The sequence below is a fragment of the Flavobacterium sp. DSR3-2 genome, assembly GCF_049896525.1.
Taxonomy (GTDB): domain Bacteria; phylum Bacteroidota; class Bacteroidia; order Flavobacteriales; family Flavobacteriaceae; genus Flavobacterium.
This window is the reverse complement of record NZ_JAFCUM010000001.1, coordinates 727,781-752,099: the sequence shown is the minus strand read 5'-3', so window position 1 is coordinate 752,099 and position 24,319 is coordinate 727,781. Positions and strand designations below refer to the sequence as shown.

Annotated in this window: 23 protein-coding genes; 18 read left to right on the top strand and 5 right to left on the bottom strand. The window is 35.4% G+C overall.

All coding sequences use genetic code 11. The annotated features are described in order from the left end of the window. Window positions 1–59: 59 nt before the first annotated feature. The 3 genes from ACP7AV_RS03370 to truB are packed head-to-tail and all read left to right on the top strand — an operon-like array spanning window position 60 to window position 1,853. Complete coding sequence (locus ACP7AV_RS03370; protein ID WP_426062839.1) at window positions 60–302, top strand: DUF3098 domain-containing protein; 243 nt, start codon at window positions 60–62, stop codon at window positions 300–302. Beyond that, on the top strand, window positions 303–1,124 hold the full coding sequence (locus ACP7AV_RS03365; protein WP_426090753.1) for an undecaprenyl-diphosphate phosphatase: 822 nt from the start codon (window positions 303–305) through the stop codon (window positions 1,122–1,124). A gap of 6 nt (window positions 1,125–1,130) precedes the next feature. Further along, window positions 1,131–1,853 (top strand): tRNA pseudouridine(55) synthase TruB, encoded by a 723-nt coding sequence (gene truB, locus ACP7AV_RS03360; RefSeq protein WP_426090752.1) that lies wholly within the window; start codon window positions 1,131–1,133, stop codon window positions 1,851–1,853. A gap of 350 nt (window positions 1,854–2,203) precedes the next feature. Here truB and ACP7AV_RS03355 read toward each other — a convergent pair whose 3' ends face one another. Continuing rightward, window positions 2,204–2,803 carry a thioredoxin family protein gene (locus ACP7AV_RS03355; protein ID WP_426090751.1) on the bottom strand — a complete coding sequence of 200 codons (600 nt, stop codon included), beginning with the start codon at window positions 2,801–2,803 and terminating at the stop codon, window positions 2,204–2,206. A gap of 105 nt (window positions 2,804–2,908) precedes the next feature. Between ACP7AV_RS03355 and ACP7AV_RS03350 the strand changes: the two genes are divergently transcribed. The 3 genes from ACP7AV_RS03350 (at window position 2,909) to frr (ending at window position 5,102) form a co-directional block, all read left to right on the top strand. Beyond that, a complete protein-coding gene (locus tag ACP7AV_RS03350) occupies window positions 2,909–3,688 on the top strand; it encodes a patatin-like phospholipase family protein (protein ID WP_426090750.1) in 780 nt (259 codons plus the stop codon). Window positions 3,689–3,756: 68 nt separating this feature from the next. Next, a complete protein-coding gene (pyrH, locus tag ACP7AV_RS03345) occupies window positions 3,757–4,464 on the top strand; it encodes a UMP kinase (RefSeq protein WP_426062834.1) in 708 nt (235 codons plus the stop codon). A gap of 74 nt (window positions 4,465–4,538) precedes the next feature. Continuing rightward, window positions 4,539–5,102 (top strand): ribosome recycling factor, encoded by a 564-nt coding sequence (gene frr / locus ACP7AV_RS03340; protein ID WP_426090749.1) that lies wholly within the window; start codon window positions 4,539–4,541, stop codon window positions 5,100–5,102. An 84-nt stretch (window positions 5,103–5,186) separates the two neighbouring features. On the opposite strand, the gene ACP7AV_RS03335 is transcribed toward frr, so the two are convergent. Together ACP7AV_RS03335 and ACP7AV_RS03330 are read right to left on the bottom strand one after the other, a co-directional pair. Further along, window positions 5,187–5,516 carry a DMT family transporter gene (locus tag ACP7AV_RS03335; RefSeq protein ID WP_091207029.1) on the bottom strand — a complete coding sequence of 110 codons (330 nt, stop codon included), beginning with the start codon at window positions 5,514–5,516 and terminating at the stop codon, window positions 5,187–5,189. A gap of 1 nt (window position 5,517) precedes the next feature. Further along, window positions 5,518–7,788, bottom strand: a complete 2,271-nt coding sequence (locus ACP7AV_RS03330) for a cation:proton antiporter (protein WP_426062832.1) — start codon at window positions 7,786–7,788, stop codon at window positions 5,518–5,520. Between the two features lie 197 nt (window positions 7,789–7,985). On the opposite strand from ACP7AV_RS03330, the gene ACP7AV_RS03325 reads away from it, so the two are divergent. From ACP7AV_RS03325 to ACP7AV_RS03305, 5 genes are all read left to right on the top strand, one after another. Then, entirely contained in the window at window positions 7,986–10,403 is a 2,418-nt protein-coding gene (locus ACP7AV_RS03325) for an efflux RND transporter permease subunit (RefSeq protein ID WP_426090748.1), read from the top strand. 463 nt (window positions 10,404–10,866) lie between these two features. Then, a complete protein-coding gene (gene asnS, locus ACP7AV_RS03320) occupies window positions 10,867–12,303 on the top strand; it encodes an asparagine--tRNA ligase (protein ID WP_426062829.1) in 1,437 nt (478 codons plus the stop codon). A gap of 373 nt (window positions 12,304–12,676) precedes the next feature. Further along, complete coding sequence (locus ACP7AV_RS03315) at window positions 12,677–13,072, top strand: GxxExxY protein (RefSeq protein WP_426062828.1); 396 nt, start codon at window positions 12,677–12,679, stop codon at window positions 13,070–13,072. A 130-nt stretch (window positions 13,073–13,202) separates the two neighbouring features. Further along, entirely contained in the window at window positions 13,203–14,669 is a 1,467-nt protein-coding gene (gene rpoN / locus ACP7AV_RS03310) for an RNA polymerase factor sigma-54 (protein WP_426090747.1), read from the top strand. Window positions 14,670–15,065: 396 nt separating this feature from the next. Further along, on the top strand, window positions 15,066–15,653 hold the full coding sequence (locus ACP7AV_RS03305; protein ID WP_426062826.1) for a Uma2 family endonuclease: 588 nt from the start codon (window positions 15,066–15,068) through the stop codon (window positions 15,651–15,653). 114 nt (window positions 15,654–15,767) lie between these two features. Here ACP7AV_RS03305 and ACP7AV_RS03300 read toward each other — a convergent pair whose 3' ends face one another. Beyond that, window positions 15,768–16,358, bottom strand: a complete 591-nt coding sequence (locus tag ACP7AV_RS03300) for a thymidine kinase (RefSeq protein ID WP_426090746.1) — start codon at window positions 16,356–16,358, stop codon at window positions 15,768–15,770. 248 nt (window positions 16,359–16,606) lie between these two features. Here ACP7AV_RS03300 and ACP7AV_RS03295 point away from each other — a divergent pair, with 248 nt between their 5' ends. The 7 genes from ACP7AV_RS03295 (at window position 16,607) to ACP7AV_RS03265 (ending at window position 23,476) form a co-directional block, all read left to right on the top strand. After that, window positions 16,607–17,686, top strand: coding sequence for a hypothetical protein (locus tag ACP7AV_RS03295; protein WP_426090745.1), 1,080 nt, complete (start codon window positions 16,607–16,609; stop codon window positions 17,684–17,686). A 76-nt stretch (window positions 17,687–17,762) separates the two neighbouring features. Beyond that, the gene (gene rsmI / locus ACP7AV_RS03290) at window positions 17,763–18,476 is read left to right on the top strand and encodes a 16S rRNA (cytidine(1402)-2'-O)-methyltransferase (RefSeq protein ID WP_426062823.1); all 714 of its coding nucleotides are present in this window, start codon (window positions 17,763–17,765) and stop codon (window positions 18,474–18,476) included. Window positions 18,477–18,478: 2 nt separating this feature from the next. Further along, complete coding sequence (locus ACP7AV_RS03285) at window positions 18,479–19,531, top strand: flavin monoamine oxidase family protein (RefSeq protein ID WP_426090744.1); 1,053 nt, start codon at window positions 18,479–18,481, stop codon at window positions 19,529–19,531. A 13-nt stretch (window positions 19,532–19,544) separates the two neighbouring features. Further along, window positions 19,545–19,889 carry a HopJ type III effector protein gene (locus ACP7AV_RS03280; RefSeq protein WP_426090743.1) on the top strand — a complete coding sequence of 115 codons (345 nt, stop codon included), beginning with the start codon at window positions 19,545–19,547 and terminating at the stop codon, window positions 19,887–19,889. Between the two features lie 116 nt (window positions 19,890–20,005). Beyond that, complete coding sequence (recJ, locus tag ACP7AV_RS03275) at window positions 20,006–21,697, top strand: single-stranded-DNA-specific exonuclease RecJ (protein ID WP_426090742.1); 1,692 nt, start codon at window positions 20,006–20,008, stop codon at window positions 21,695–21,697. Between the two features lie 9 nt (window positions 21,698–21,706). Next, entirely contained in the window at window positions 21,707–22,975 is a 1,269-nt protein-coding gene (locus ACP7AV_RS03270) for an MFS transporter (RefSeq protein ID WP_091207058.1), read from the top strand. Between the two features lie 144 nt (window positions 22,976–23,119). Next, window positions 23,120–23,476 carry a DUF6686 family protein gene (locus tag ACP7AV_RS03265; protein ID WP_426090741.1) on the top strand — a complete coding sequence of 119 codons (357 nt, stop codon included), beginning with the start codon at window positions 23,120–23,122 and terminating at the stop codon, window positions 23,474–23,476. 56 nt (window positions 23,477–23,532) lie between these two features. Here the strand turns inward: ACP7AV_RS03265 and ACP7AV_RS03260 are convergent, their stop codons facing one another. Then, window positions 23,533–24,264 (bottom strand): hypothetical protein, encoded by a 732-nt coding sequence (locus ACP7AV_RS03260; protein WP_426062817.1) that lies wholly within the window; start codon window positions 24,262–24,264, stop codon window positions 23,533–23,535. Between the last annotated feature and the right edge of the window lie 55 nt (window positions 24,265–24,319).

The following is a 24,319-nucleotide window of genomic DNA, read 5'->3' as shown; positions in this document are numbered from 1 at the left end:
CAGTAAAAAAAATTGAAAAAATAACAGTTAGTAGTGATACAGAACTAAATTCAGCATAAATGGAAAACAATGAACAGCAACCAGAATTTCTTTTTGACAAAATAAATTACAAAATCTTATTAATTGGTATTGGAGTAATTGCCTTGGGATTTATTCTAATGTCAGGCGGCGGAAGCGAGGATCCTAATGTCTTTAGCGAAGATATCTTCAATTTTAGAAGAATTCGATTGGCGCCAACAACTGTTTTAATCGGTTTCGGAATTACCATTTATGCTATTCTCAAGAATCCCAAAAAAGCATAAATGAATACATTACAAGCATTTTTAATTGCTGTTATCGAAGGATTAACTGAATATCTTCCGGTTTCCTCGACCGCTCACATGATTTTTATGAGTTCTTATTTTGGAATTCAAGAAGATGATTTCGTAAAGCTTTTTCAGGTTTCTATCCAATTTGGAGCCATTCTGGCGGTTGTCGCTTTGTATTGGAAGAAATTTTTCGATTTCTCTTCAAAAAGTGTTGCAATCAGTTTTTATCTCAAACTTATTTATGCCGTAATTCCAGCGTTGGTGTTAGGGAAATTATTCGATGATAAAATTGAAGCCATTCTGGGAGACCCTATTCCCATTGCGATTGTATTAATTTTGGGTGGCGTAATTTTACTTTTTATCGATAGTCGTTTTCAAAGTCCAACTGTTATCAAAGAAGAAGATATTACGGTAAAGAAAGCCGTAATCATTGGTTTTTGGCAATGTTTAGCAATGATGCCGGGGACAAGTCGATCTGCTGCTTCAATCATTGGAGGAATGCAACAAGGATTAACGCGTCATGCCGCAGCGGAATTTTCTTTTTTCTTGGCAGTTCCTACCATGATGGCCGTTACTTGTTATTCTGTATTTTTGAAAACCTATGAGTCTTCGCAAATGAAAGGCTATGAATTGATTTTAAAATCAAACGAAAACATACAATTGTTCTTGATAGGAAACGTAGTTGCTTTTATCGTTGCTATTCTAGCGATTAAATTTTTCATAGAAATTATCAAAAAATACGGTTTTAAACCTTGGGGTTGGTACCGAATAATCGTAGGAATCTTTTTATTGTTCTACTTTTCATACTTTAAATAAATTCCTTTGAAAACAGCCGAAGATTTCCAAGACGGACAAATTTTACTGATTGATAAACCCTTGAATTGGACTTCATTTCAGGCGGTGAATAAATTGAAATGGGCTTTAATAACCAAACTGAATCTGCCAAAAAAATTCAAGATTGGTCACGCCGGAACTTTAGATCCGTTGGCAACGGGATTGTTGTTAGTTTGTACTGGAAAATTTACTAAAAGAATTACCGAACTTCAGGGTCAAGCCAAAGAATATACCGGAACTTTTTATATAGGAGCCACAACGCCTTCGTATGATTTAGAAACGGAAATCGACCAAACTTTCCCAACGGAACATATTGACGAAAATTTAATTCATGAAACCGTCAAACAATTTCTGGGCGAAATCGATCAAAAACCCCCTATTTATTCTGCTATAAAAAAAGATGGTGTTCGCTTATACGAACATGCCAGAGCAGGAGAAACCATTGAAATCGCCACTAGAAAGACAACTATTCACGAATTTGAAATCACCAGAATTGCACTTCCAGAAGTCGATTTTAGGGTCGTCTGCAGCAAAGGTACCTACATTCGTTCCCTAGCTTTTGATTTTGGAAAGGTGATGAATTCCGGTTCGCATTTAACCGCTTTGCGTAGAACAAAAATTGGAGATTACGACGTAAATAAAGCGATGGATTTGACTTTATTCGAACAAAATCTAATCTCTGAATTGCATTCAACAAGCAAAAACACATGACAAATACATAATTATATTTGCGATGTGTTTTTTCTAAAATTAAAAGTAATTTTAATTCATGATTTTTTGTCTACTTTTTTATGAGATGTTTTAATAATGACTTACGTCCTTACCTCCAAATAACAAATAGGACAAATAATCATAAATTCGATTGAATAGCTTCTTCATAATGATGTTTTTTTAAATTGTTAAACAATGTTTAAACACCAATAAAAAGTAAAGTAATGTACAATAGAGTTGGTTCAAGCGGTTAATTTACGCTTTTTATTTGATAATAAATAAATAAAATGATAAAAAATATAGCTAACTATTTAAAATATAGAGATTTATGAATAAAAGTAATTGTTCACTTAAAGATTCAACATCAAGTTGATCAATTCATTTTGAGTGGAAATTCCTTTATCATGCAAATACCAAAGTTGTAAATTGGTTTTAAGAGTTTCGTCAATAACTCCGAATTCTTTTCTGTAATCTGTTACTAAATCAGCTGCGGCTTTTGGTCGAGGCCCCCAATTTCCAAGCACACTTCCAGTTTCTTTATCGACCAGAATCAAAATAGGAATCGCTTTCTTTTTATTGGTTAAAAACAACTTCATCAATTCTTCATTTTCATCACGCAATACAATTCTCAAGTCAATTTTACCCGATTCAATTGCCATTTTATTGATAATTGGCAACAATTGCGCGGCATCACCGCACCAACCTTCAGAAATTACTAACCAAATGTATTCACGCGGTAAAGACTTTAATTTCAGACTGATTTGTTCGGTAATTTTAATCGTTTTATCCAAACGATTCATGCGCGTTTCATTCAGTTCACTGTAATGCGTTAAATCTTCCGATTGTTTGTCCCCAGTTGATTTTTTTTCAAATAGTAAATCTGAAATAAGTTTTCTGTATTCTAAATATGAATGGCTATTAAACAATGCTTTGGCTATTGGAATTTTCATAATGAATTATTTGTTTTCACAAAGTTACCATAAAATTGGAGCATAAATATGATATCTGTCACTTTCAATTCCACAAAAAGAGTAATTTTATAACAAATAGTTATAATGGATTTAAAAACAAAATCTATAGGATTAGTACTTTCCGGTGGCGGATCTAAAGGTTTGGCGCATGCTGGTGTCATTAAATTTTTGGAAGAGGAAAACATCAAACCCTCTCAAATCGCAGGAACGAGTGCTGGATCGATTGTTGGCGCGTTATATGCTTGGGGAAAAACACCCGAAGAAATTTTGGAGTTTTTTAAATCCATTTACCTTTTTCACTGGAAACACCTCACGTTTAAGAAAGCGGGATTAATTGATTCAGAATCCTTCCGAAGTTATTTTAACAGTATCTTTAAAGACGCCGTATTAAGTGATTTGAATATTCCAGTTCAGATTACAGCCACCGACATGATTCGGGGAAAACTAAAAATATTTTCTCCCAATACAAAAATCGTTGATGCCATTTTAGCATCTTCAGCGTTTCCCGGGATTTTGTCTCCTTACCAAATAGATGGAAATATCTATAGTGATGGCGGGATATTGAATCATTTTCCAACCGATATCTTGCAAGGACAATGCGAAACTGTGATAGGTGTTTATGTAAGTCCGATTCAGAAAATTGAAGCCAAAGATTTGCGTTCCATTAAGGCAGTGACCACTCGGGCTTTTGATATTCTTTCAGCAAATTCAAATATGCATAAATTTAATATTTGCGATTGGGTTATAGAACCCAAGGATTTATGCTTATACAGTACCTTTGAAACCAGCAAAGTAAAGATGAATGCCGTTTTCAACATTGGCTATGAAGCCGCAAAAAAATCGTATGAAAAACTTAATTTATAAAATTTAAGCAACACTTTTTTTAAAAATCATAATATGTCTATATTTGCACCAATCAACTCAACACACACATGAAATACAAAAGAATTCTTCTGAAACTAAGTGGCGAAGCTTTAATGGGCGACTTGCAATATGGAATTGACCCAAAAAGACTCGCTGAGTATGCTGATGAAATCAAGCAAATTCATGATAAAGGAGTAGAAATAGCCATTGTAATAGGTGGTGGAAATATTTTTAGAGGAGTTGCAGGAGCAAGCGCAGGAATGGACAGAGTACAAGGTGACTATATGGGAATGCTGGCAACGGTGATTAACGGAATGGCATTACAAGGCGCATTGGAAGAAAAAGGTATGAAAACCCGTTTGCAAACGGCGTTAAAAATGGAATCCATAGCAGAACCATATATCAAAAGAAGAGCGGACCGTCACCTTGAAAAAGGAAGAATTGTAATTTTTGGAGCCGGAACTGGGAATCCATATTTTACAACCGATACCGCAGCGGTTTTACGTGGTATTGAAATCAATGCCAATGTGATTCTAAAAGGAACTCGTGTGGATGGGGTGTATGACTGTGATCCGGAAAAAAACGCATCTGCCATCAAATTCGATTTCATTTCCTTTGACGATGTCCTTAAAAAAGGATTGAATGTGATGGATACGACAGCATTTACGCTAAGTCAGGAAAATAAATTACCAATAGTAGTTTTCGATATGAATAAAGTAGGAAACTTATTGAAAATCTGCGAAGGAGAAAATATAGGAACTGTAGTAAACATATAGTATTCAGTCACAGTTTAGAGTCGCAGAGGCGGCTAGAACTGAAAACTGAGACGGAAAACTGAAAACTAAAATTTATGACTGAAGAAATTGAATTTATATTAGATAGTACCAAAGAATCCATGACGGGTTCTATTGCGCATTTAGAAAAAGAATTTTTGAATATTCGTGCAGGAAAAGCTTCTCCGGCCATGCTTGGAAGTGTTTTTGTAGATTATTACGGATCGGCAACGCCACTTTCGCAGGTATCAAAAATTAGTGTTCCTGATGCCAGAACCATTACGTTGCAACCTTTTGAAAAAAACATGTTGCACGTAATTGAAAAAGCAATTATGGTAGCTAATATTGGTTTTAATCCAATGAACAACGGTGATGTAATTATCATTAGTGTTCCTGCACTAACCGAAGAAAGAAGACGCGATCTTGCCAAACAAGCCAAAGTTGAAGCTGAAGACGCTAAAGTGGGTATTAGAAATGCTCGTAAAGATGCGAATACAGATATTAAAAAACTAGAAAAAGAAGGAACCTCCGAAGACATTTGCAAAACTGCCGAAGATGAAGTTCAAAACCTAACCAATACATTTATTCGTAAAATAGATGAACTTTTAGTGGTGAAAGAAGCAGAAATCATGAAGGTGTAATTCCCTTTTCAATTATATTAAAAATGCGTCGTGTTAGTTGAACACGACGCATTTTCTATTTAAAAAAATATTGAAAATTTTCTTTTAATGACTCGAAACGAATTTCAAACCAATAATAGAACTGATTAAAGTGGTGATGAAAAATATTCTCCAAAAATCAGCTGGTTCTTTAAAAACAAAAATTCCAACTAAAACCGTTCCCACTGCTCCAATTCCGGTCCAAACCGCGTATGCCGTTCCTATAGGCAGTGTTTGTGTTGCTTTATAAAGCAAGACCATACTTATTGTCAAACAAACCAAAAATCCGCCCAACCATAATGTTGCTGTCATTCCGGTATTTTCTTTGGCTTTGCCCAAACAAGTGGCAAAACCAACTTCAAATAAACCACCGATAATTAATAAAATCCAATTCATTTTATTGTTTTAAAATTAACACAGAAGGAACACCGCTCAACCAAATACTTCGGGAATCTACGAGTTCTTTCCAACTTTCGAGACTAATTAGCATTAAATCCTGCTGCGCCAAAAATTCCTCTTTAATTATTTTATCGGTTATCAAACCAATGTTGTTTGGATATTTTTGTTCCAAAGAATCAATAGCGCTGTTCATTACAAAATTAGTCGTAAGATGTCCATTTACATCCAAAATAACAATTTTTGAGTTGTTGTTGAACACTAATTTTTGAATATAATCAATCACAAAAGAATCTTCAGGACTGAAAATAGGGATAAAAACATGATTGACTTGCTGCAGATCTTTGTCTATCAAAATCCCGATTGGCATTTTGGTTTTAGAAATAATCTGTCTCGTTCTTTCATCAAAAGGCGAATTTTCGAACAACCCTTCTTTCCCTGTAAACTTATCAATCAAACGATCCGGATTGATGATACGTGTGGTAAAACCAATTACTTTCCCAAGAATTGTACCTTCAAATATTGATTTTCCCAAGCCTATTAACAACAAATCATAATCTCCCTGATTGGCTATATCAGCAATCTCGGTTTCTATGTCCATCGTTGCTTTAAAAATAGTGGTAATATCCTGTTTCAATAGTTGGGATTCTTCAACAATTGGATAAAAACTATTTTTTTCTTTGTCTTCCAAGTTAAAAGTATGCACCTCATCACTCAAAGACAAATGCATCACGGTAATACTGGAGCTGTTTTTCTGTTTTTTTATAAAACTATTCGCCAGTCGCAACAAGGATTTACCCTTTTCATTGTTGCCAAACGAAATTAAAATTCGGTATTTATTATGGTTTGTTTGTTCAATAACTTCAACACCATCTTTCGTTTTAAAGATATAATTGATTAAATCCAAAGCCGGCCCCGTCATAAAAGTAGTGACCAATGCCATGATGACCATCATGGTAAACACTTCGGGTGTCAAAACTTTAAGTTCCAACCCGATGTTCAAAACAATCAATTCCATTAAACCTCTGGTATTCATCAAGGCGCCAATCGTCAAACTGTCACGCCAACTCTGCCCAACAAATTTGGCTGCCAAAGCACTTCCTATAAACTTGCCCACTACGGCCACTAAAATAATAAAACCAGTAACTTTCCATAAATACGGATCATTAAGTAGACCAATTTCTGTTTTTAAACCCGTGAATACAAAAAACAAAGGGAGTAAAAGGATCAACGACACATCCTCCACTTTTTCTATGAATATTGTTCTTAATTTTGGGACATCCGGCATAATTGCACCTGCCATAAATGCACCAAACAACGCGTGAATACCAATAACCTCCGTTGCATAGGACGAAAGAATCAATACCAGAAAAAAGATTGCCACAACCGGTTTTACAATACTGTCTTTAGAACCATATAAATCTCCAATTCGTTTCAAAAATGGTTTTACAATATAAATCATCGCAACAACATAAAGTACTGCCAGCATAATAATGTACAACGAACTCACGAAAGTCCCTGCTTTTACAATCGCAATTACTACCGCCAAAATACACCAAGCAGTAATATCATCGGCAGCGGCACATGTAATCACTATAGAACCTAATTTAGTTTTATGAATACCTCTTTCCTGAACGATTCTGGCTAACACGGGGAAAGCCGTAATACTTAACGCAATTCCCATAAACAAACTAAAAGCTAAAAACGTAACTCCCTCAGGAGCAAACCGATTGTAAACAAAAAAAGCCAGACCAATCCCGAGTGCAAAAGGGATTACTATACTGGCGTGACTGATTACTACCGCTTCATTGGCTTTATTCTTCAGCACTTTCAAATCAAGTTCCATTCCTATAACAAACATAAAAAAAATTAATCCTATCTGACTCAAAAACTTTAAATTTCCTAAGGATTCAACAGGAAATAAAGCTACTGAAAATTCAGGAAAATACAATCCCAATAAGGATGGTCCAAGAACAATTCCCGCAATAATTTCCCCAATTACTGATGGCTGTCCTATCTTCTTAAAAATCCAGCCAAAAACTCGGGAAACAAGTATGATTGTTATGATTTGAGCCAAGAGAATAGCCAAAGGATCTTGAAAATTATGTTGCATAGCAGCTAAAAAATCATTCCAAGAACCATTGCCACTCTCTGGTGAAACTATTGTTTCTGTTGCTTCTAAGTTTTTCCCTTTTGTTATAATCCAGTACATTAATGCAATAAAACCGCCCGTAACACTCAAATAAAATATTGTATTTTTATAATTCTTCATAAACTTTTTTTTGTCATTACCAACATCCCCAAATAACGAAGATGAGAATTCAAATGTATCATTTATATCTTAAAAATTTATTTAATTACAAATAAAAAAAAGAACCTAAAATTAGACTTTAAACCTATAAAAAGTTTACGCTGAAACAAATGATTTATATCGGTTTTAACTACCTTTACAGCCGTTAAACAGGAAATATGGTGAAGTGGTTTAGTTTGGGATTTTGGGAATTGATAGCCCGAATTGTCCTTAGAAATAGGATTTTAATGTTGTCCATTATTGTTGCGATAACGGCGCTTTTAGCACTACAATGGAAGAATATTCACTTCGCTTTTACCGAAGCCAATTTATTACCGGATGACAATATTGTAAATATTGAGTACAATGCCTTTTTAAATAAATTTGGGGAAGAAGGAAATCTAGTCATCATCGGGGTAAAAGACAACGCCATATATACCCCAAAAGCCTTTGCTTCCTGGAGTAAAATGATGAATACGTTAAAAGGCGACAAAGCGGTTGATTTAGTTATTTCGTTAAATGACTTAAAGAAATTACAAAAAAATGATTCGCTGGCAACCTTTGAACTGGTTCCTTTTGTGGACCAAAGCAAAACTCTTGACCCGGCATATCTTCAAAAAATTAAAAAAGAGCTTTTCAATGATTTGCCTTTTTACGAAGGATTACTTTTTAACAAAAGATCGGGAAGCATTCGCTCCGCCGTTTACATGGATAAAAAAATTGTAAACACGTCGGCACGAAAAGATTTTATCTTAGAAAAGTTAGTTCCCGCAGTCGAAAAATTCGAAAAAGAAACCGGAATTGATATTCGTGTTTCAGGAATGCCTTACATCCGAACGCTGAATGCAAAAACCGTTACTGATGAGATCAGCATCTTTATTGGAGCCTCTTTAATAATCACCTCATTGCTTTTCTTTTTCTTTTTTAGAAGTTTTAGGGCAACGCTAATATCAATGATTATTGTTATTATTGGCGTGATGTGGTCTTTTGGATTTTTAGGATTATTAAACTACGAAATTACGGTTTTAACGGCTTTAGTTCCTTCATTAATCATTGTTATCGGAATTCCGAATTGTATTTTCCTGACCAATAAATACCATCAGGAATACAAAATTCACCACAATAAAGCCAAAGCATTACAGCGTGTTACGACCAAAGTAGGAATGGCAACCTTGATGACAAACCTTACCACAGCAATTGGTTTTGCTACGTTTGTCGCTTCAAATAATCAATTGTTACTGGAATTTGGGGTCGTGACTTCCATCAATATTATGGCACTTTTCTTTTTGTGTATCATTGTCATCCCTATTTTTCACAGTTATATTCCGGCTCCAAAAGAGCGCCACATCAAGCATTTAGACCGTAATTATGTGAAGGTTTTCATGGATTGGATTCTGAGAAACGTAAAATACAATCGCTTTTCAATTTATGTTGTTTCTATTATTCTATTAGTAATTAGTATTGTAGGAATTTATGAAATGCGCATTTCAGGCAGTTTGATTGAAGACATGCCTAAAAAAGAAGCCTTTTTTGAAGACATTATTTTCTTTGAGAAAGAATTTGACGGAGTGATGCCGCTTGAAATCATGATTGACACCAAACGAAAAAAAGGAGTCATGAAATTGTCTACGCTAAGGCGAATGGAAGAACTGGAGGAAACCATTGATGAAATACCGGAATTGTCAAAACCCATTTCGATTGTCAACCTGATTAAATATTCCAAACAAGCGTATTACAACGGAAATCCGGAATATTATGAATTGCCTACTTCGCAAGAACAGTCGTTTATTTTGTCGTATGCCAAAAATGCCACAAAAAACTCAAAAGACAATCTGATGAAAAGTTATGTTGATTCGACAGGACAATTTGCTCGAATCACGACTTTTATGCGCGACGAAAACGGCGATAATATTGCCAAAATTGAAGCTGAAATTCGTAAAGAAGCAGCTAAAATTTTCCCTGCTGATCAGTACAAAGTCACCATCACCGGAAAAGCACTGGTTTTCCAGAAAGGAACCGGTTACCTGCTGGATAATTTACTTTCGTCGCTGGCTTTCGCCTTTTTCCTGACCGCTCTTTTGATTGGTTTTATGTTCCGTTCGTTCAAAATGGTATTGGTTTCTATCATCCCAAATTTATTACCATTAATGCTAACAGCAGGAATTATGGGCTTTTTAGACATTCCGCTGAAACCGTCTACGATATTGGTTTTCGGAATTGCATTTGGTCTTTCGGTGGATGACACCGTGAGATTTCTGTCCCAATACCGCGAAGAATTAAAGAAAAACAACTGGAAAATCCGAAAATCTGTTTACGCCACATTTACGGATGCCGGCTTAAGCATGTTCTATACTTCTATCGTGTTGTTCTTCGGGTTTTCGGTGTTTATGTTGTCAAGTTTTGGAGGTACAATTGCACTTGGCGGATTGATTTCACTGACATTATTGTTTGGGATGCTGTCAAATTTAATGTTGCTGCCGGCTTTGGTTCTGACCTTGAATAAAACGCTTGCCAATGAACAGGATTTTATCGAACCCAAAATAGACATCATTGAACCAAGTGATGCCGAAATTGACGATTTAGAAAAGAATAAATAGTATTATTTGGAGCTATTTCCCGCTATTCGTTGCAATCTTCCTGTTTTTTAAAGAAAAAAACAGGAAGGATTTCCACTGCTATCAGGGCTACGGAATTGTGGAAACTAGAAATTGTTTTTGAAAACTTACCCGATAACTTTTCATTTCAAGGAAGCTGAAAAATTACACAAACGAGCTGATTGGAATGAAATTCCTCCTTCGTCGGAATGACAAAAAGGAATATAGTAACAAAAAGATGCAGGAAATTCATCCAAATAGTTCTGAAAAACTCGAAATATCTCCATTCGTTTAGCCCCGATAGCAGCGGCATCCTTTTACTTTTTCCTTTAAAAAGTAAAAGATATAGCGAATAGCGGGAAAAAGCTCCTGATTACCCTATTTCTCACAATGACAATTAAAAACAAATCATTTATATTTGCAGTTCAGTCACGGGACACTATTTAATATCAATTATATACATAAAATGAGACATACAAAAGTTAAAGACTTACTAAACAGCACAAAAACGCTTCACGAAGTAAATGCAAAAGGATGGGTGAGAACTTTTAGAAACAATCAATTTATTGCTTTAAACGATGGCTCAACCATTGACAATATACAATGTGTTGTCGATTTTGAGAATACGCCAGATGAAACGTTGAAGCGAATTACGACTGGAGCAGCCATATCAGTTACGGGAACTTTGGTGGAAAGTAAAGGTGCTGGACAAAAATTTGAAATTCAGGTGGTTAAACTGGAAATACTTGGAGACTCGGATGCCGAGAAATTCCCGATACAACCTAAAAATAAACCGAGCTTGGATTTCTTGCGTGAAAATGCACATTTAAGAGTGCGTACCAATATGTTTGGAGCCATAATGAGAGTGCGGTCGGTATTATCGTATGCGGTGCACAGTTATTTTCAAGAGAAAGGTTTTGTATATGTGAATACTCCAATCATTACGGGATCAGATGCTGAAGGTGCCGGTGAAATGTTTAAAGTTACCGCTTTGCCATTTGACGCAACACCAAGAACTGAAGACGGGAAAGTAGATTACAAGGAAGATTTCTTTGGAAAAGAAACGAACTTAACGGTTTCGGGACAGTTGGAAGGAGAAACTTTTGCCATGGCTTTGGGACAGATTTACACTTTTGGACCAACATTCAGAGCTGAAAACTCTAATACTTCGCGTCACCTTGCGGAATTTTGGATGATTGAGCCAGAAGTGGCGTTCAATGATTTGAATGACAACATGGATTTGGCCGAAGATTTTATTCAGCATGTAATCAAATACACTTTGGAAAAATGTCCTGAGGATTTGAAATTTTTAGAAGGAAGATTATTGGATGAAGAAAAATCGAAACCAGTTGCGGAGAGAAGCGAAATGCCGCTTTTGGAAAAATTAAACTTTGTTTTGGAAAACAATTTCAAACGTGTTTCATACACCGAAGCAATTGACATTTTAAGAGAATGTACGCCTAATAAAAAGAAGAAATTCAACTATATTATCAACGAATGGGGAGCGGATTTACAATCAGAGCACGAGCGCTATTTAGTGGAAAAACACTTTAAATGTCCGGTAATATTATTTGATTACCCGGCAAATATCAAAGCATTTTACATGCGTTTGAACGAAGATGGAAAAACGGTTCGCGCCATGGATATCCTTTTCCCCGGAATTGGAGAAATCGTGGGAGGTTCTCAAAGAGAAGAACGTTTTGATGTTTTGGTTGAAAAAATGAAAGCCTTAGGAATTGACGAGGAAGAATTGTGGTGGTACCTTGATACCCGAAGATTCGGTTCAGCAGTTCACTCTGGTTTTGGACTTGGATTTGAAAGATTGGTATTATTTGTAACGGGAATGACAAACATTCGTGACGTAATTCCTTTTCCAAGAACGCCAATGAATGCGGAATTTTAGATTTTACTACGAAGTTTTTTTGCCGCAAAGGCGCTAAGACACTAAGTTTTTTTTAGCAAAGTTGGAAAGAGGTTTTGCCGCAAAGACAGTAAGTTTTTTAATGTGATGAATGAAAATTAAAAAAGCATAAAACTAAAAAAAAGGTTTTGCCGCAAAGGCACTAAGACACCAAGTTTTTTAATGTTAAGAATGAAAATTAAAAACTTTTGTAAAACTGAAAATAGATTTTACGTGAAGACATTAAGATTTAAAGAAATTGCAAAAAAACTATTGTTTTATCTGTGTTTTTGTGATAAATTATTTTCGATAAAGGGCTTTGCGACTTAGTGCCCTCTCGGTAAGAAAAAAAAGTTAGTGGTAAAAAAAATAAAATATGATTACAGTAAGAACTGAAGCCATTGCTAAAATAGTTGTTAATTCGGCTTTTAAAGTTCATAAAGAACTTGGACCTGGTTTATTGGAAAGAATTTATGAAGTTTGTTTGGCACACGAAATCAGTAAAGCGGGTCTTGCTGTAAAAAGACAAATAGACATTCCCATTGTTTACGATGGCATTGAATTTAGTGAAGGTTTACGACTCGATTTATTAGTTGAAGATTCTATTATTGTAGAAGTGAAAGCGGTAGAACAAGTAAATCCTGTTTGGGAAGCTCAAATCATAAGCCATTTGAAATTGCTAAATAAAGATTTAGGATTTTTAATCAATTTCAATGTTCCATTAATAAAAAGTGGCATTAGAAGATTTATTAATACAAAAAAGTATTATTGATAAACTTAACTCCTTTATGGCTGCAAAAATTAAATAAAAAAATTTGTGCCTTGTTATTATAAAAATTATGTAAAAACTTTGTGCCTTTGCGTCTTAGTGCCAAAAAAGCAAATAAATTAGTGCCTTAAATATGCTAAAGCAATTTCTAAATTTAAAATTATCACAGAAATTATCTCCTCAACAAATTCAGTTGATGAAGTTAATTCAATTGCCTACGCAAGCTTTCGAACAGCGTTTATTGGAAGAAATGAACGAAAATCCAGCATTGGAAGCCGGAAAAGAAGAAGATGAGTTCGAGAAAGACGAGTTCGAAAATGAAGATTATGACGATTATGATGACTCGGAATCGGATAGAATTGAAGCCGAAGACATCAATATTGATGAATATTTGAGCAACGACGAAACTCCGGACTATAAAACACAGGCCAACAATTATAGTGATGACGATGAAGATCGCAAAACACCTTTTGCTGCGCCAGTGAGTTTTCATCAGGATTTAATCAATCAATTAAACACTTTTATCCTGAACGATGAAGAGCGTGAAATTGCAGAATTTCTCGTAGGAAGTATCGATGATATGGGTTATATCCGTCGCAGCGTTCCTGATATGGTGGACGATATGGCGTTTACGCAAGGCATTTACACCGATGAAAAAATGGTGGAAAAAATGTTGCAGGTAATTCATGAATTGGAACCGTCCGGTGTAGGAGCGCGTGATTTGCAGGAATGTTTGTTGTTACAATTGAAACACAAAACACCAACGGAATACATAGAATTAGCCACTGATATTATCGAAAATCAGTTTGATGCGTTTACCAAAAAACATTACGACAAATTATTACAAAAACACAATGTTTCGAACGAGCAACTGAAAAAAGCCATTCACGAAATAGAAAAACTAAATCCAAAACCAGGCGGATCCTTTACCGGTAACAATAAAGTAACGGAAAATGTGGTTCCTGATTTTGCGATCCGAATTGTGGACGGCGAACTGGAACTAACCTTAAATGGACGTAATGCACCTTCGCTGCACGTTTCAAAGGATTATCAGGAAATGATGCAAACATACAAGGATTCCCGAGATAAATCAGCACAGCAAAAAGATGCGGTGCAGTTCATCAAACAGAAATTGGATTCGGCTAAATGGTTTATCGATGCGATACGCCAACGTCAGGAAACGCTCTTTGTAACTATGAATGCAATTATGCATTATCAGCAGGAATATTTTCTGGATGGCGACGAAACCAAGTTAAAACCAATGATTTTGAAAGACATTGCAGACATGGTAGGTCTGGATATTTCAACCATTTCACGTGTGGCCAACAGCAAATACGTAGAAACGCCTTATGGCACGAAACTGATCAAGGAATTTTTCTCAGAGTCAATGAAAAATGACCAAGGTGAAGATGTTTCTACACTGGAAATTAAAAAAATTCTTCAGAATACGATTGAGGAAGAGGACAAGAAAAAACCACTTCCAGATGATCAATTAGCTGAAATTCTGAAAGATAAAGGCTATCCCATCGCAAGAAGAACAATTGCAAAATACAGAGAACAACTCGATATTCCGGTGGCGAGAATGAGGAAGAAGATTTAAATAATTACGAATTTGGAATTATTAATTTTTACCCAAATTATATGTTTTATTATGGAGCTTTTTTTAGAAGCAATTTAAAAAAAAACAATGTTTCTATAAAAAGACAAACCCTTTCAGAGTTTAGAACTCTGAAAGGGTTTTTTATTTTCAATACTTTTATATTTCAATCCATTCTCGGCTCCCTCTCCTTTGGAGAGGGTTGGGCAGAGGATTCACTTCTCCTGATCTTTGCGCATCGCGTGATAATATGCGGCACGGCTCAACGGTTCGTATTTTCGGATTCGCCTAACATGACGAGTTTATCATTTTCTGTTTTAGAAGAATTGTAATTCGACGGATTTTCAATACAAGACAAAATAGTATGTTTTTTTAGTAACTTTGTAAAAAAGAAGTTTTATGATAACGGATATCAATCAATTAGATTTAAATAAAACCTATTCCTATGCTGATTACCTAACTTGGCAATTCCAGGACAAACTAGAATTAATTAGAGGAAAGATATTTAAGATGAGTCCCGCACCAAGTACAGCGCATCAAAGAATTTCCGGAAAATTGCATGGTCGACTTTTTAATTTTTTTGAACCGCACGTCTGTAATCTTTTTGCGGCTCCATTTGACGTACGATTGATAGACAAAAAAAAGTCAACATTAGACCAAGAAATTTATACGGTGATACAGCCTGATTTGTGTGTCATCTGTAATGATTCGAAAATAGACGAACGAGGCGCTATTGGTGCCCCCGATTTGGTTATAGAAATTCTATCGCCCGGTAATTCGAATAAAGAAATGAAGTATAAATTTGATTTATATGAAGAAGCAGGAGTTCTCGAATATTGGATCGTAAACCCAGCAGATAAAACGGTTTTTATATATGTTTTAAAAGAAAATCAGTTCATAGGAATGCATCCACTAATTGAGGAAGACACCATTCAAAGCAAATTATTCCCCGAATTAGACTTTAAATTAGAATACATCTTCAACTAAAAAAGATAAACCCTTTCAGAATTCTAAACTCTGAAAGGGTTTTTTATTGTGAATACTTTTATATTTCAATCCATTCATGGCTCCCTCTCCTTTGTATAGGGTTGAGGAGAAGATTTACTTCTCCTGATCTTTACGCATCGCGTGATAATACGCGGCACGGCTCAACGGTTCGTATTCTTCTGTTTCGCCTAGCATAACGAGTTTGTCATTGTCAGTTTTACGGAAGCTGTAATTCGCGAGATTTCCGGTGCGGGTACATACGGCATGCACTTTGGTCACATATTCGGCAGTTGCCATTAAGGCGGGCATGGGACCAAAAGGATTTCCCTTGAAATCCATATCCAATCCAGCAACAATTACTCGGATTCCCTGATTAGCCAAGTCGTTACAAATTTTGACAATTTCGTCATCGAAAAATTGCGCTTCATCAATGCCTACCACATCACAACCTTGCGCCAAAATAGCAATATTTGCGGCGGCTGGAACAGGTGTGGAACGAATTTCATTGGCGTCATGCGAAACTACCATATCGTCATGATAGCGTGTATCAATTGCAGGTTTGAAAATTTCGACTTTTTGCTTGGCAAATTGCGCTCTTTTTAAACGACGGATTAATTCTTCAGTTTTACCCGAAAACATGGAGCCACAAATGACTTCAATCCAACCAAATTGTTCTTTATGATTTACTGTATTTTCGAGAAACATTTTGTATTTTTCTGACTTAAAAAATGAATAGTTTTTATTACTTTGTAATAAACAAATCGACTTAAAATTTTTATACTTTTACGTCGTTTCAAAAGTATAAAATTTATATCAAATCGGAGATTTGCAAGCACTTATTTAAAAAAATAAAAATCGCCCGAGCAAAGATTCCCTTTTCTGAATACGGTACAAAAAGTAATACAAAAAAGCATCAAAAAAGACCCGCCTAACACCCTGTAATTTTAACAATTATGAAAAAAAAATTGGAAGCCGATTTAATTAGCATTGCACACAGAATATTACAATTAAAAAATAAATCTGACATCAATCAATTATATCTGGAAACACGGAAGTTATACGAAAAACTTTCTGTCTTACGATTTGTAGACGAACATTTCAGTGAGGCGAAACCAACTATTGGTCTTACTGAAATCAGTAAAGAAATAGAATCTATTTTTGATGTAACCGAGTCAGTTCAACCAGCAGCAGAGCCTTTTACAGAAGAAATTGTTGTAGAAAAAACAGCCGAAACGACTTTGGAACAAACAGAAGAAACAACTCTTTCTGTTGAACAAGAACCAGTTACAATAGAGGAGGAAAGCCCTATCGAAGAGGAAGAAACGGTAACCGAAGAAGTAACTTTGGAAGAAACAGTTGTTGATGATACCATTGCTGAGAAAACTATCAAAACACCGCTGGAACCAAGCGAAGAAATACTTGATGAGAGAGACAGAGTAGAAGAAACATTTGCAGAAAAAGAAATAGTTACAGCTACGGAAGTCGAAATAGCGGATAAAACATCGGAATCGGAAGCACCATTTAAACCTACTTTTGAATTATCACAAGACAAAGAAGTAGAAATTAAGTCGGAAATGCCAAAGAAAGCTGAGGCGGTTCAAATCTCTTTTGAAGATTTATTAGGAGGCAATTACCATGACACGCTTTTTGTAAAAAAACAACAAATAGAAAATATTCCAACTGCAATAGTTATTGAAACTCCAAAAGAAGTAGTAGAACCTACAGAGCCACAATTAGAAAATGTTTCATCAGAATCTGCCGAAAAAACGGAACCAAAAACAGTTTCGTTGAACGAAAAATTAGCCAAGGGAATTAATATCGATTTGAACGACCGATTGGCGTTTATAAAACACCTTTTCGGCAACAGCAGCGAGGATTACAACCGCGTTTTAAGCCAACTTATCACGTTTGATACATTCTATGAAACCCGAGATTTTGTTCAGGAAATGGTCAAGCCCGATTACAACAACTGGGACGGAAAACAAGATTATGAAGATCGATTCATGGATATTATAGAGAAGAAATTCTTGTAAATTTCGTTGCACTTTTCTGAATATTCCTTTCAACAAATACAGATTTAACCTAAAATTTGTATTTAATTACTTATCTATGTCAAAATTATATATTGTTCCTACTCCAATCGGCAATCTCGAAGACATGACTTTTCGTGCGATTCGAATTCTTAAGGAAGTTGATTTGATTCTAGCCGAAGACACGCGTACGAGCGGAAAATTGTTAAAGCATTTTGAAATCGGCACGCACATGTACAGCCACCACATGCACAACGAGCACAAAACCATCGAAAATTTAATATCGAGATTGAAAGCCGGAGAAAATATCGCTTTAATATCCGATGCGGGAACGCCTGCGATTTCGGATCCTGGTTTTTTATTAACTCGCGCTTGTGTTGAAAATGGCGTTGAAGTAGAATGTTTGCCAGGCGCAACAGCCTTTGTTCCGGCATTAGTCAACAGCGGTCTACCCAATGACAAATTTATTTTTGAAGGTTTTTTACCCGACAAAAAAGGGAAACAAACCCGTTATTTAGCATTAGCAGAAGAAACCAGAACGATGATTTTATATGTTTCTCCACATAAATTACTAAAAACTTTAGCAGAATTCATCACTTATTTTGGAGAAGACCGTGCGATTTGTGTTTGTAGAGAATTATCAAAATTGCACGAAGAAAATGTTCGAGGAACAGTACGAGAAGTTTTGACTCATTTTGAAAAAATAGCTCCAAGGGGAGAAATTGTTGTGGTTGTAGGTGGAAAACCAATAACAAAAGAACCTAAAAAATCAAAATTCTCAGCTGAAGAATAATCATGGAAAAGGAAAAAGTTATTCTAATTGGTGCAGGACTTTGTGGACTTTACACCGCTTTTTTACTCCAAAAAAAAGGAATTGAAGTCTTGATATTAGAAGCCAATATCCTAATTGGAGGTCGCATAAAAACCATATCCGGCACAACAGGCGTCACGATGGAAATGGGTGCGACTTGGTTTGGAAACCAACACAGCCATCTTTTAGAAGTACTCCACACTTTAGATCTCCCCTATTTTAGACAATATACCCAGGGCATTTCTTTATTTGAAACGATGTCTTTTGTACCACCACAAAAATTTGAAATCTCAGATTCTGAAGAACCTTCTTTTCGGATTGAGGGCGGAACAGCAACGATAATAAAGAAATTAGTATCTGAAATTGGAATACAACATATTAAAACACAAACCAAAATAGTCTCAATAAAAGAGGAAAAAAATCAATTAATCTTAACGAATTCAAGCGGGAATAGTTATTTAGCTAATAAAGTGATTAGTACCATTCCACCGAATTTGTTAGTGAATTCGGTTGTTTTTGAACCTAGATTGCCAGAGAATTTTACACAACTAGCCAAGAAAACACATACTTGGATGGGCGAATCCATTAAATTCGCTGTGGAATATAAAACTCCTTTTTGGAAACAGAATCACTATTCAGGAACTTTATTCAGCCAAGCCAGCATAATTCAGGAAATGTACGACCACAGCACCGCTGATAATTCTGGTTTCGCATTGAAAGGATTCCTGAACGCTGGAACGGCAGTCCTATCTTTGAAAGAACGCAAAGAAAAAGTAATTGCGCAATTGACTACTTTTTTTGGGCCAGAAGCCAACGAATATGTCGCCTATTATGAGAACGTTTGGCGGGATGAAACCTTAACGTTTCAACCTTACGAGCAATTGGTATTGGCACACCAAAACAACGGACATTCTTTATTTAAAATCCCATTACTAAACGGAAAATTATATGTTTCCGGTGCAGAAACAGCTACTAAAAATCCAGGTTATATGGATGGAGCTATTTTTGCCGCGAAAACAATTGCTTCTCAATTCTAACAATTAAATCAATATGACTATAGCCGCTTTTTTAGAAAAATTAACAGAAACTCCTGAAGCCATCAACTTTTTAGAAACCATTGCGGTTATTGAAGCAAATTACGATTTTACGCCTACAGCATTTGAGAACGGACTGCAACACAATGCCGCAGGAGACAATTCAGGATCCTGTAAATTGTTTGCTTTCGCCGAAATTCAAAACCTATCTGAAGCAGCTACATTAGCTTGTTTTGGAGCATATTACTGCGAAGATGTTTTAAAAAATCCAAACGGGACAGATCATCAGAATATTCGTAATTTCATGAAAACCGGTTGGGACGGAATTGCATTTTACGGAAGTGCTTTAGTATTAAAATAAAATAGTTAAACCGCTAATTCATAAATTAAAAAGACAAAACTAATTAATGAATTAGCGGTTATTCTTTTTAAAAGTTTCTAAAATCCTAATTTCAAAATCTAAAATCCCAAATTAATATGCGTTGGACCCTCAAACAAAAACCTTCTGAAGATACTGTAAAACAGTTGGCGAAAGCTTTGAATGTCGAAGATTTTGTCGCCACTTTATTAGTGCAACGCGGTATTGAAACATTTGAGGATGCCAGACGATTTTTTCGTCCGAGTTTAGATGATTTGCATGATCCCTACTTGATGAAAGATATGGAAAAAGCAGTCGCTCGAATCGAAAAAGCAATTGAAAACGAGGAAAATATTCTTGTTTTTGGCGATTATGATGTCGATGGCACCACAGCAGTTTCACTCGTTTCTTCCTATTTAAAAACCTATTATCCTAACGTGGCGACCTACATTCCAGATCGTTATGATGAAGGGTACGGAATTTCTTTCAAGGGAATTGACTTTGCTGATGACAATGGATTTTCACTTATTATTGCTTTGGATTGCGGTATAAAATCTATCGATCATGTGGCTTATGCAAAAGCGCGAAATATCGATTTTATCATTTGTGACCACCACAGACCGGGAGAGTTTTTACCCGAAGCCATTGCCGTTCTCGACCCAAAAAGAGACGATTGTACTTATCCGTATGATGAATTGTGCGGTTGCGGAATAGGTTTCAAATTAATTCAGGCTTTGGGCCAAAACCGAAATGAAACTATCGATGATTTGATTCCGTATCTGGATTTAGTTTCGGCTGCGATTGCCGCTGATATCGTCCCGATGACTGGCGAAAATCGGGTCTTGGCTCATTTTGGATTGCAAGTTATTAACACTGATCCAAGACCCGGAATCAAAGCCATCATCCATCAAATAAAAAAACAAACTTTAGATATTACCGATGTTGTTTTTATCATCGCACCCCGAATAAATGCCGCCGGACGCATCAAACATGGCAATCATGCGGTAGAATTGTTAACCGAATTTGATTTTGAACAAGCGCAACAATTTGCTTCTGAAATTGAAGCGTATAACTCGGAACGGAAAGATTTAGACAAATTAATTACCAAAGAAGCGTTACAACAAATTGAGGAAAACAATGAAAAAGAACGTTTTACATCCGTAGTTTTTCAAGAAGATTGGCACAAAGGTGTAATAGGAATTGTCGCTTCCCGACTAATTGAAACCTATTATCGTCCGACACTTGTTTTCACCAAAAGTGGTGATAAATACGCGGCTTCGGCACGTTCCGTAAAAGGATTTGATGTCTATAATGCACTCGAAGCGTGTACCGAGCATTTGGAACAATTTGGCGGTCACATGTATGCAGCGGGAATGACTTTGGCGGCAGAAAAGTATCAAATCTTCAAAGATGCTTTCGAGAAAGAAGTTGAAAGAACCATTCATCCGGATATGTTGACGCCTAAAATTGCAGTTGATGCAGAGATTGATTTTGCTGATATTACTCCAAAATTAATCCGAATACTGAAACAATTTGAACCGCACGGACCACAAAATATGACTCCTATTTTCCTGACCAAGAATATCAAAGACACCGGTTATGGAAAACCGCTTGGTCAGGATGAAGAACATTTAAAACTTTTTGTCAAACAAAATAACTCTGAAGGTCTTGCTGCAATTGGTTTTAATTTGGGAAATAAAATTGAACTGACTACTCATCAAAAACCTTTTCAAGCCGTGTATTGCATAGATGAAAACGAATGGAAAGGCAAAATAAGTTTGCAATTGCGATTGCGAGATATTAAAGAATGATTCTTTGTTATGAAAAAAAAAGATCCTTATTCGGCGCTGCGTTACAAAGAATTCAATATTTTTTTGTTATTGCGTTTTGCCATGGTTTTTGGCTGGTCGATGCAGTTTATCGTCATTGAATGGGAAGTTTACAGTTTGACCAAAAATCCGTTATCATTAGGAATCATCGGATTAATGGAAGTCATTCCAGCCATTTCGATGGCTTTGTTTGCCGGACACATCGTCGATCAAAAAGAGAAAAAAGGATTGCTTTTCAAATGTATTTTAGGATTTTCAATTATTAGTTTGGGCTTGTTTTTATTTACGTGGCCACCCTTTATAAAAGACTTTTCTACCCAAACTATTTTATATTCCATTTACTTTTTTGTGTTTTTAGGCGGATTGGTTCGTGCTTTTCTTGGCCCGACGATATTTTCTCTTTTGGCATTGATTGTTCCTAAAAAAGAATATCCGAATGCTGCCACTTGGAGCAGTTCGGTTTGGCAAATAAGTTCGGTTTTAGGTCCTGCCGTGGCCGGTTTTTCGATCAATTGGATTGGTGTTCATTGGTCCATGTCAATTGTTTTAGGATGTTCACTACTTGCTTTAATGGCTTTGACCCAAATTGCAACAAAACCTATTTTGAATCCAAAAATTGGTGAACCCATTATGGAGAGTTTGAAAGAAGGCGTGAAATTTGTTTTTAATAATAAGACTATTTTAGGGGCTTTATCTCTCGATATGATTGCCGTACTTTTTGGTGGAGCCGTCGCTTTATTACCCATTTTTGCACAAGACATTTTAAAAGTGGGTCCACAAGGATTTGGAGTTTTAAGAGCCGCTCCAGCAGTTGGCGCTTTCTTGATGCTGATTATTTCTGCGTATATTCCTTTTACCAAAAATGCGGGAATGAAACTGCTATCAGCAATTTTTGCGTTTGGGATTTGTATTATCGTTTTTGGACTTTCATCTATTTTTTGGTTGTCCGTTGCAGCTTTATTTCTAAGCGGTGTTTTCGACGGGATTTCGGTGGTGATACGCCAAACTATTTTGCAATTAAAAACACCGGATCACATGAGAGGCCGAGTTGCGGCCGTGAACTCTATATTTGTGGGTTCCTCTAATGAATTGGGTGCTTTTGAAAGCGGATTAACCGCAAAGCTTATGGGAACTGTTAGCGCAGTGGTCTTTGGCGGAAGCATGACACTGATCACCGTATTAATTACCGGAGCTGTATCCCCTACTTTTAGAAAACTGGACTTGCAAAAAGATATTGAGGAACACGAAAAGAGCGAATAATAATTAAATTTTTAGAACTTACTACCTATAATCATTCGGTAAAATAATCTTAAGATTTTTTACCGACTTTTTTATATCTTTTATATGTTTTATTATTTAGAACAAATATAAATAATACGTATTTTTGTTTCAAAATGAAAACATATGCAAGAAATAAAACAAATATATCATAACAATTTAGGCACGTCTTTTTATTGGAGAAAGGATAATGGCCTTTTATTGGACAAAGTCCAACTGGTTTTTAAAGAAATGGGATTTTATTTTACCCAGCAGGAACTGCAATCATTTAAACGCTGTATTGAAGACAGCTACAATCAAAATAATTGCTGTAACGATTGTGAACTAAAAAACAAATGCCAAAAATTTTTACTGAAAACGCCATGTTCTCAAATTGATTTGGCCGTTTCCATGGAAGAATTAAATGCCGTAAAAGACTTAGTGGAAGGGACTTTGTTTAAAATAAATCTGGATGAATATTTGCATGGTGCGGGAATGAATTAGGGATTGGAGTTTTTTTTAGACATACACGAAGTGGATACTTACTAAAGATGGAAAAATTAACCTTGTCCATTTACTGAAAAAGCATAAACTTTTCCAGTAGACAGATTTATTTTTATGTTAAAATATGAATCTCCTCCATCATGCACTTTTATAATCTTGGTCTGCCACCTATCAAAACTATAATTACTGTTTTTTGCTACACAATTAACCCATACTTCTTTCTCGTTATTCTCATTCATAATTGAAATACATTGTTTGAAATATTCATTTTGGTCAGAATGCCGATAAAAATATTTAGATTTTTTAATTTGATTCTGAATTAATAAAATTATTTTTTCTAAATCCTCAATATTTAAATCAGCGCTATTGCCTTTTTTAAATATATTTTCAAAATTTTTATTATACGTAAAAAAAGAAAAATCTTTATAATTTTTTAATTCACTACCAGAGTTTTTTGAGGTTAGATTCCCTTTTAATTTAATTTTAAACTGGTCATCTAAAAATTCAATATAACCATTTTTTAAAATCGCCTTTTTTATTTGTTTATCACGTAGAAAATAAATGGTGTCTTTTTTAATAGAATATTTGTCAGCATAAATATGTGGTTCTGCTATGGTCGCATTAACAGGAATGAATGACAAAACATAACTGCTATCTCTTAACATAACTAGCTTTGTAATATAACCTAATGCATCATTCTCAATATTTTCTGCAATAATTATTTTATCTTCTGGATGATTACATCCTAAGCATAAGACAATTAAAAACATTGTTATTTTTCTATTCATATTGTTTAGATTGCCAATTACTCATTTAAACGTCTAACAAGAACATCTAAATCAA

What these genes read in the sequence shown, in the direction of transcription:
- ACP7AV_RS03370 (WP_426062839.1), top strand. Translation starts at nt 60, where the DNA reads ATGGAAAACAATGAACAGCAACCAGAATTTCTTTTTGACAAAATAAAT.
- ACP7AV_RS03365 (WP_426090753.1), top strand. Translation starts at nt 303, where the DNA reads ATGAATACATTACAAGCATTTTTAATTGCTGTTATCGAAGGATTAACT.
- ACP7AV_RS03355 (WP_426090751.1), bottom strand. Translation starts at nt 2,803, where the DNA reads ATGAAAATTCCAATAGCCAAAGCATTGTTTAATAGCCATTCATATTTA.
- ACP7AV_RS03350 (WP_426090750.1), top strand. Translation starts at nt 2,909, where the DNA reads ATGGATTTAAAAACAAAATCTATAGGATTAGTACTTTCCGGTGGCGGA.
- pyrH (WP_426062834.1), top strand. Translation starts at nt 3,757, where the DNA reads ATGAAATACAAAAGAATTCTTCTGAAACTAAGTGGCGAAGCTTTAATG.
- frr (WP_426090749.1), top strand. Translation starts at nt 4,539, where the DNA reads ATGACTGAAGAAATTGAATTTATATTAGATAGTACCAAAGAATCCATG.
- ACP7AV_RS03335 (WP_091207029.1), bottom strand. Translation starts at nt 5,516, where the DNA reads ATGAATTGGATTTTATTAATTATCGGTGGTTTATTTGAAGTTGGTTTT.
- ACP7AV_RS03330 (WP_426062832.1), bottom strand. Translation starts at nt 7,788, where the DNA reads ATGAAGAATTATAAAAATACAATATTTTATTTGAGTGTTACGGGCGGT.
- ACP7AV_RS03325 (WP_426090748.1), top strand. Translation starts at nt 7,986, where the DNA reads ATGGTGAAGTGGTTTAGTTTGGGATTTTGGGAATTGATAGCCCGAATT.
- asnS (WP_426062829.1), top strand. Translation starts at nt 10,867, where the DNA reads ATGAGACATACAAAAGTTAAAGACTTACTAAACAGCACAAAAACGCTT.
- ACP7AV_RS03315 (WP_426062828.1), top strand. Translation starts at nt 12,677, where the DNA reads ATGATTACAGTAAGAACTGAAGCCATTGCTAAAATAGTTGTTAATTCG.
- rpoN (WP_426090747.1), top strand. Translation starts at nt 13,203, where the DNA reads ATGCTAAAGCAATTTCTAAATTTAAAATTATCACAGAAATTATCTCCT.
- ACP7AV_RS03305 (WP_426062826.1), top strand. Translation starts at nt 15,066, where the DNA reads ATGATAACGGATATCAATCAATTAGATTTAAATAAAACCTATTCCTAT.
- ACP7AV_RS03300 (WP_426090746.1), bottom strand. Translation starts at nt 16,358, where the DNA reads ATGTTTCTCGAAAATACAGTAAATCATAAAGAACAATTTGGTTGGATT.
- ACP7AV_RS03295 (WP_426090745.1), top strand. Translation starts at nt 16,607, where the DNA reads ATGAAAAAAAAATTGGAAGCCGATTTAATTAGCATTGCACACAGAATA.
- rsmI (WP_426062823.1), top strand. Translation starts at nt 17,763, where the DNA reads ATGTCAAAATTATATATTGTTCCTACTCCAATCGGCAATCTCGAAGAC.
- ACP7AV_RS03285 (WP_426090744.1), top strand. Translation starts at nt 18,479, where the DNA reads ATGGAAAAGGAAAAAGTTATTCTAATTGGTGCAGGACTTTGTGGACTT.
- ACP7AV_RS03280 (WP_426090743.1), top strand. Translation starts at nt 19,545, where the DNA reads ATGACTATAGCCGCTTTTTTAGAAAAATTAACAGAAACTCCTGAAGCC.
- recJ (WP_426090742.1), top strand. Translation starts at nt 20,006, where the DNA reads ATGCGTTGGACCCTCAAACAAAAACCTTCTGAAGATACTGTAAAACAG.
- ACP7AV_RS03270 (WP_091207058.1), top strand. Translation starts at nt 21,707, where the DNA reads ATGAAAAAAAAAGATCCTTATTCGGCGCTGCGTTACAAAGAATTCAAT.
- ACP7AV_RS03265 (WP_426090741.1), top strand. Translation starts at nt 23,120, where the DNA reads ATGCAAGAAATAAAACAAATATATCATAACAATTTAGGCACGTCTTTT.
- ACP7AV_RS03260 (WP_426062817.1), bottom strand. Translation starts at nt 24,264, where the DNA reads ATGAATAGAAAAATAACAATGTTTTTAATTGTCTTATGCTTAGGATGT.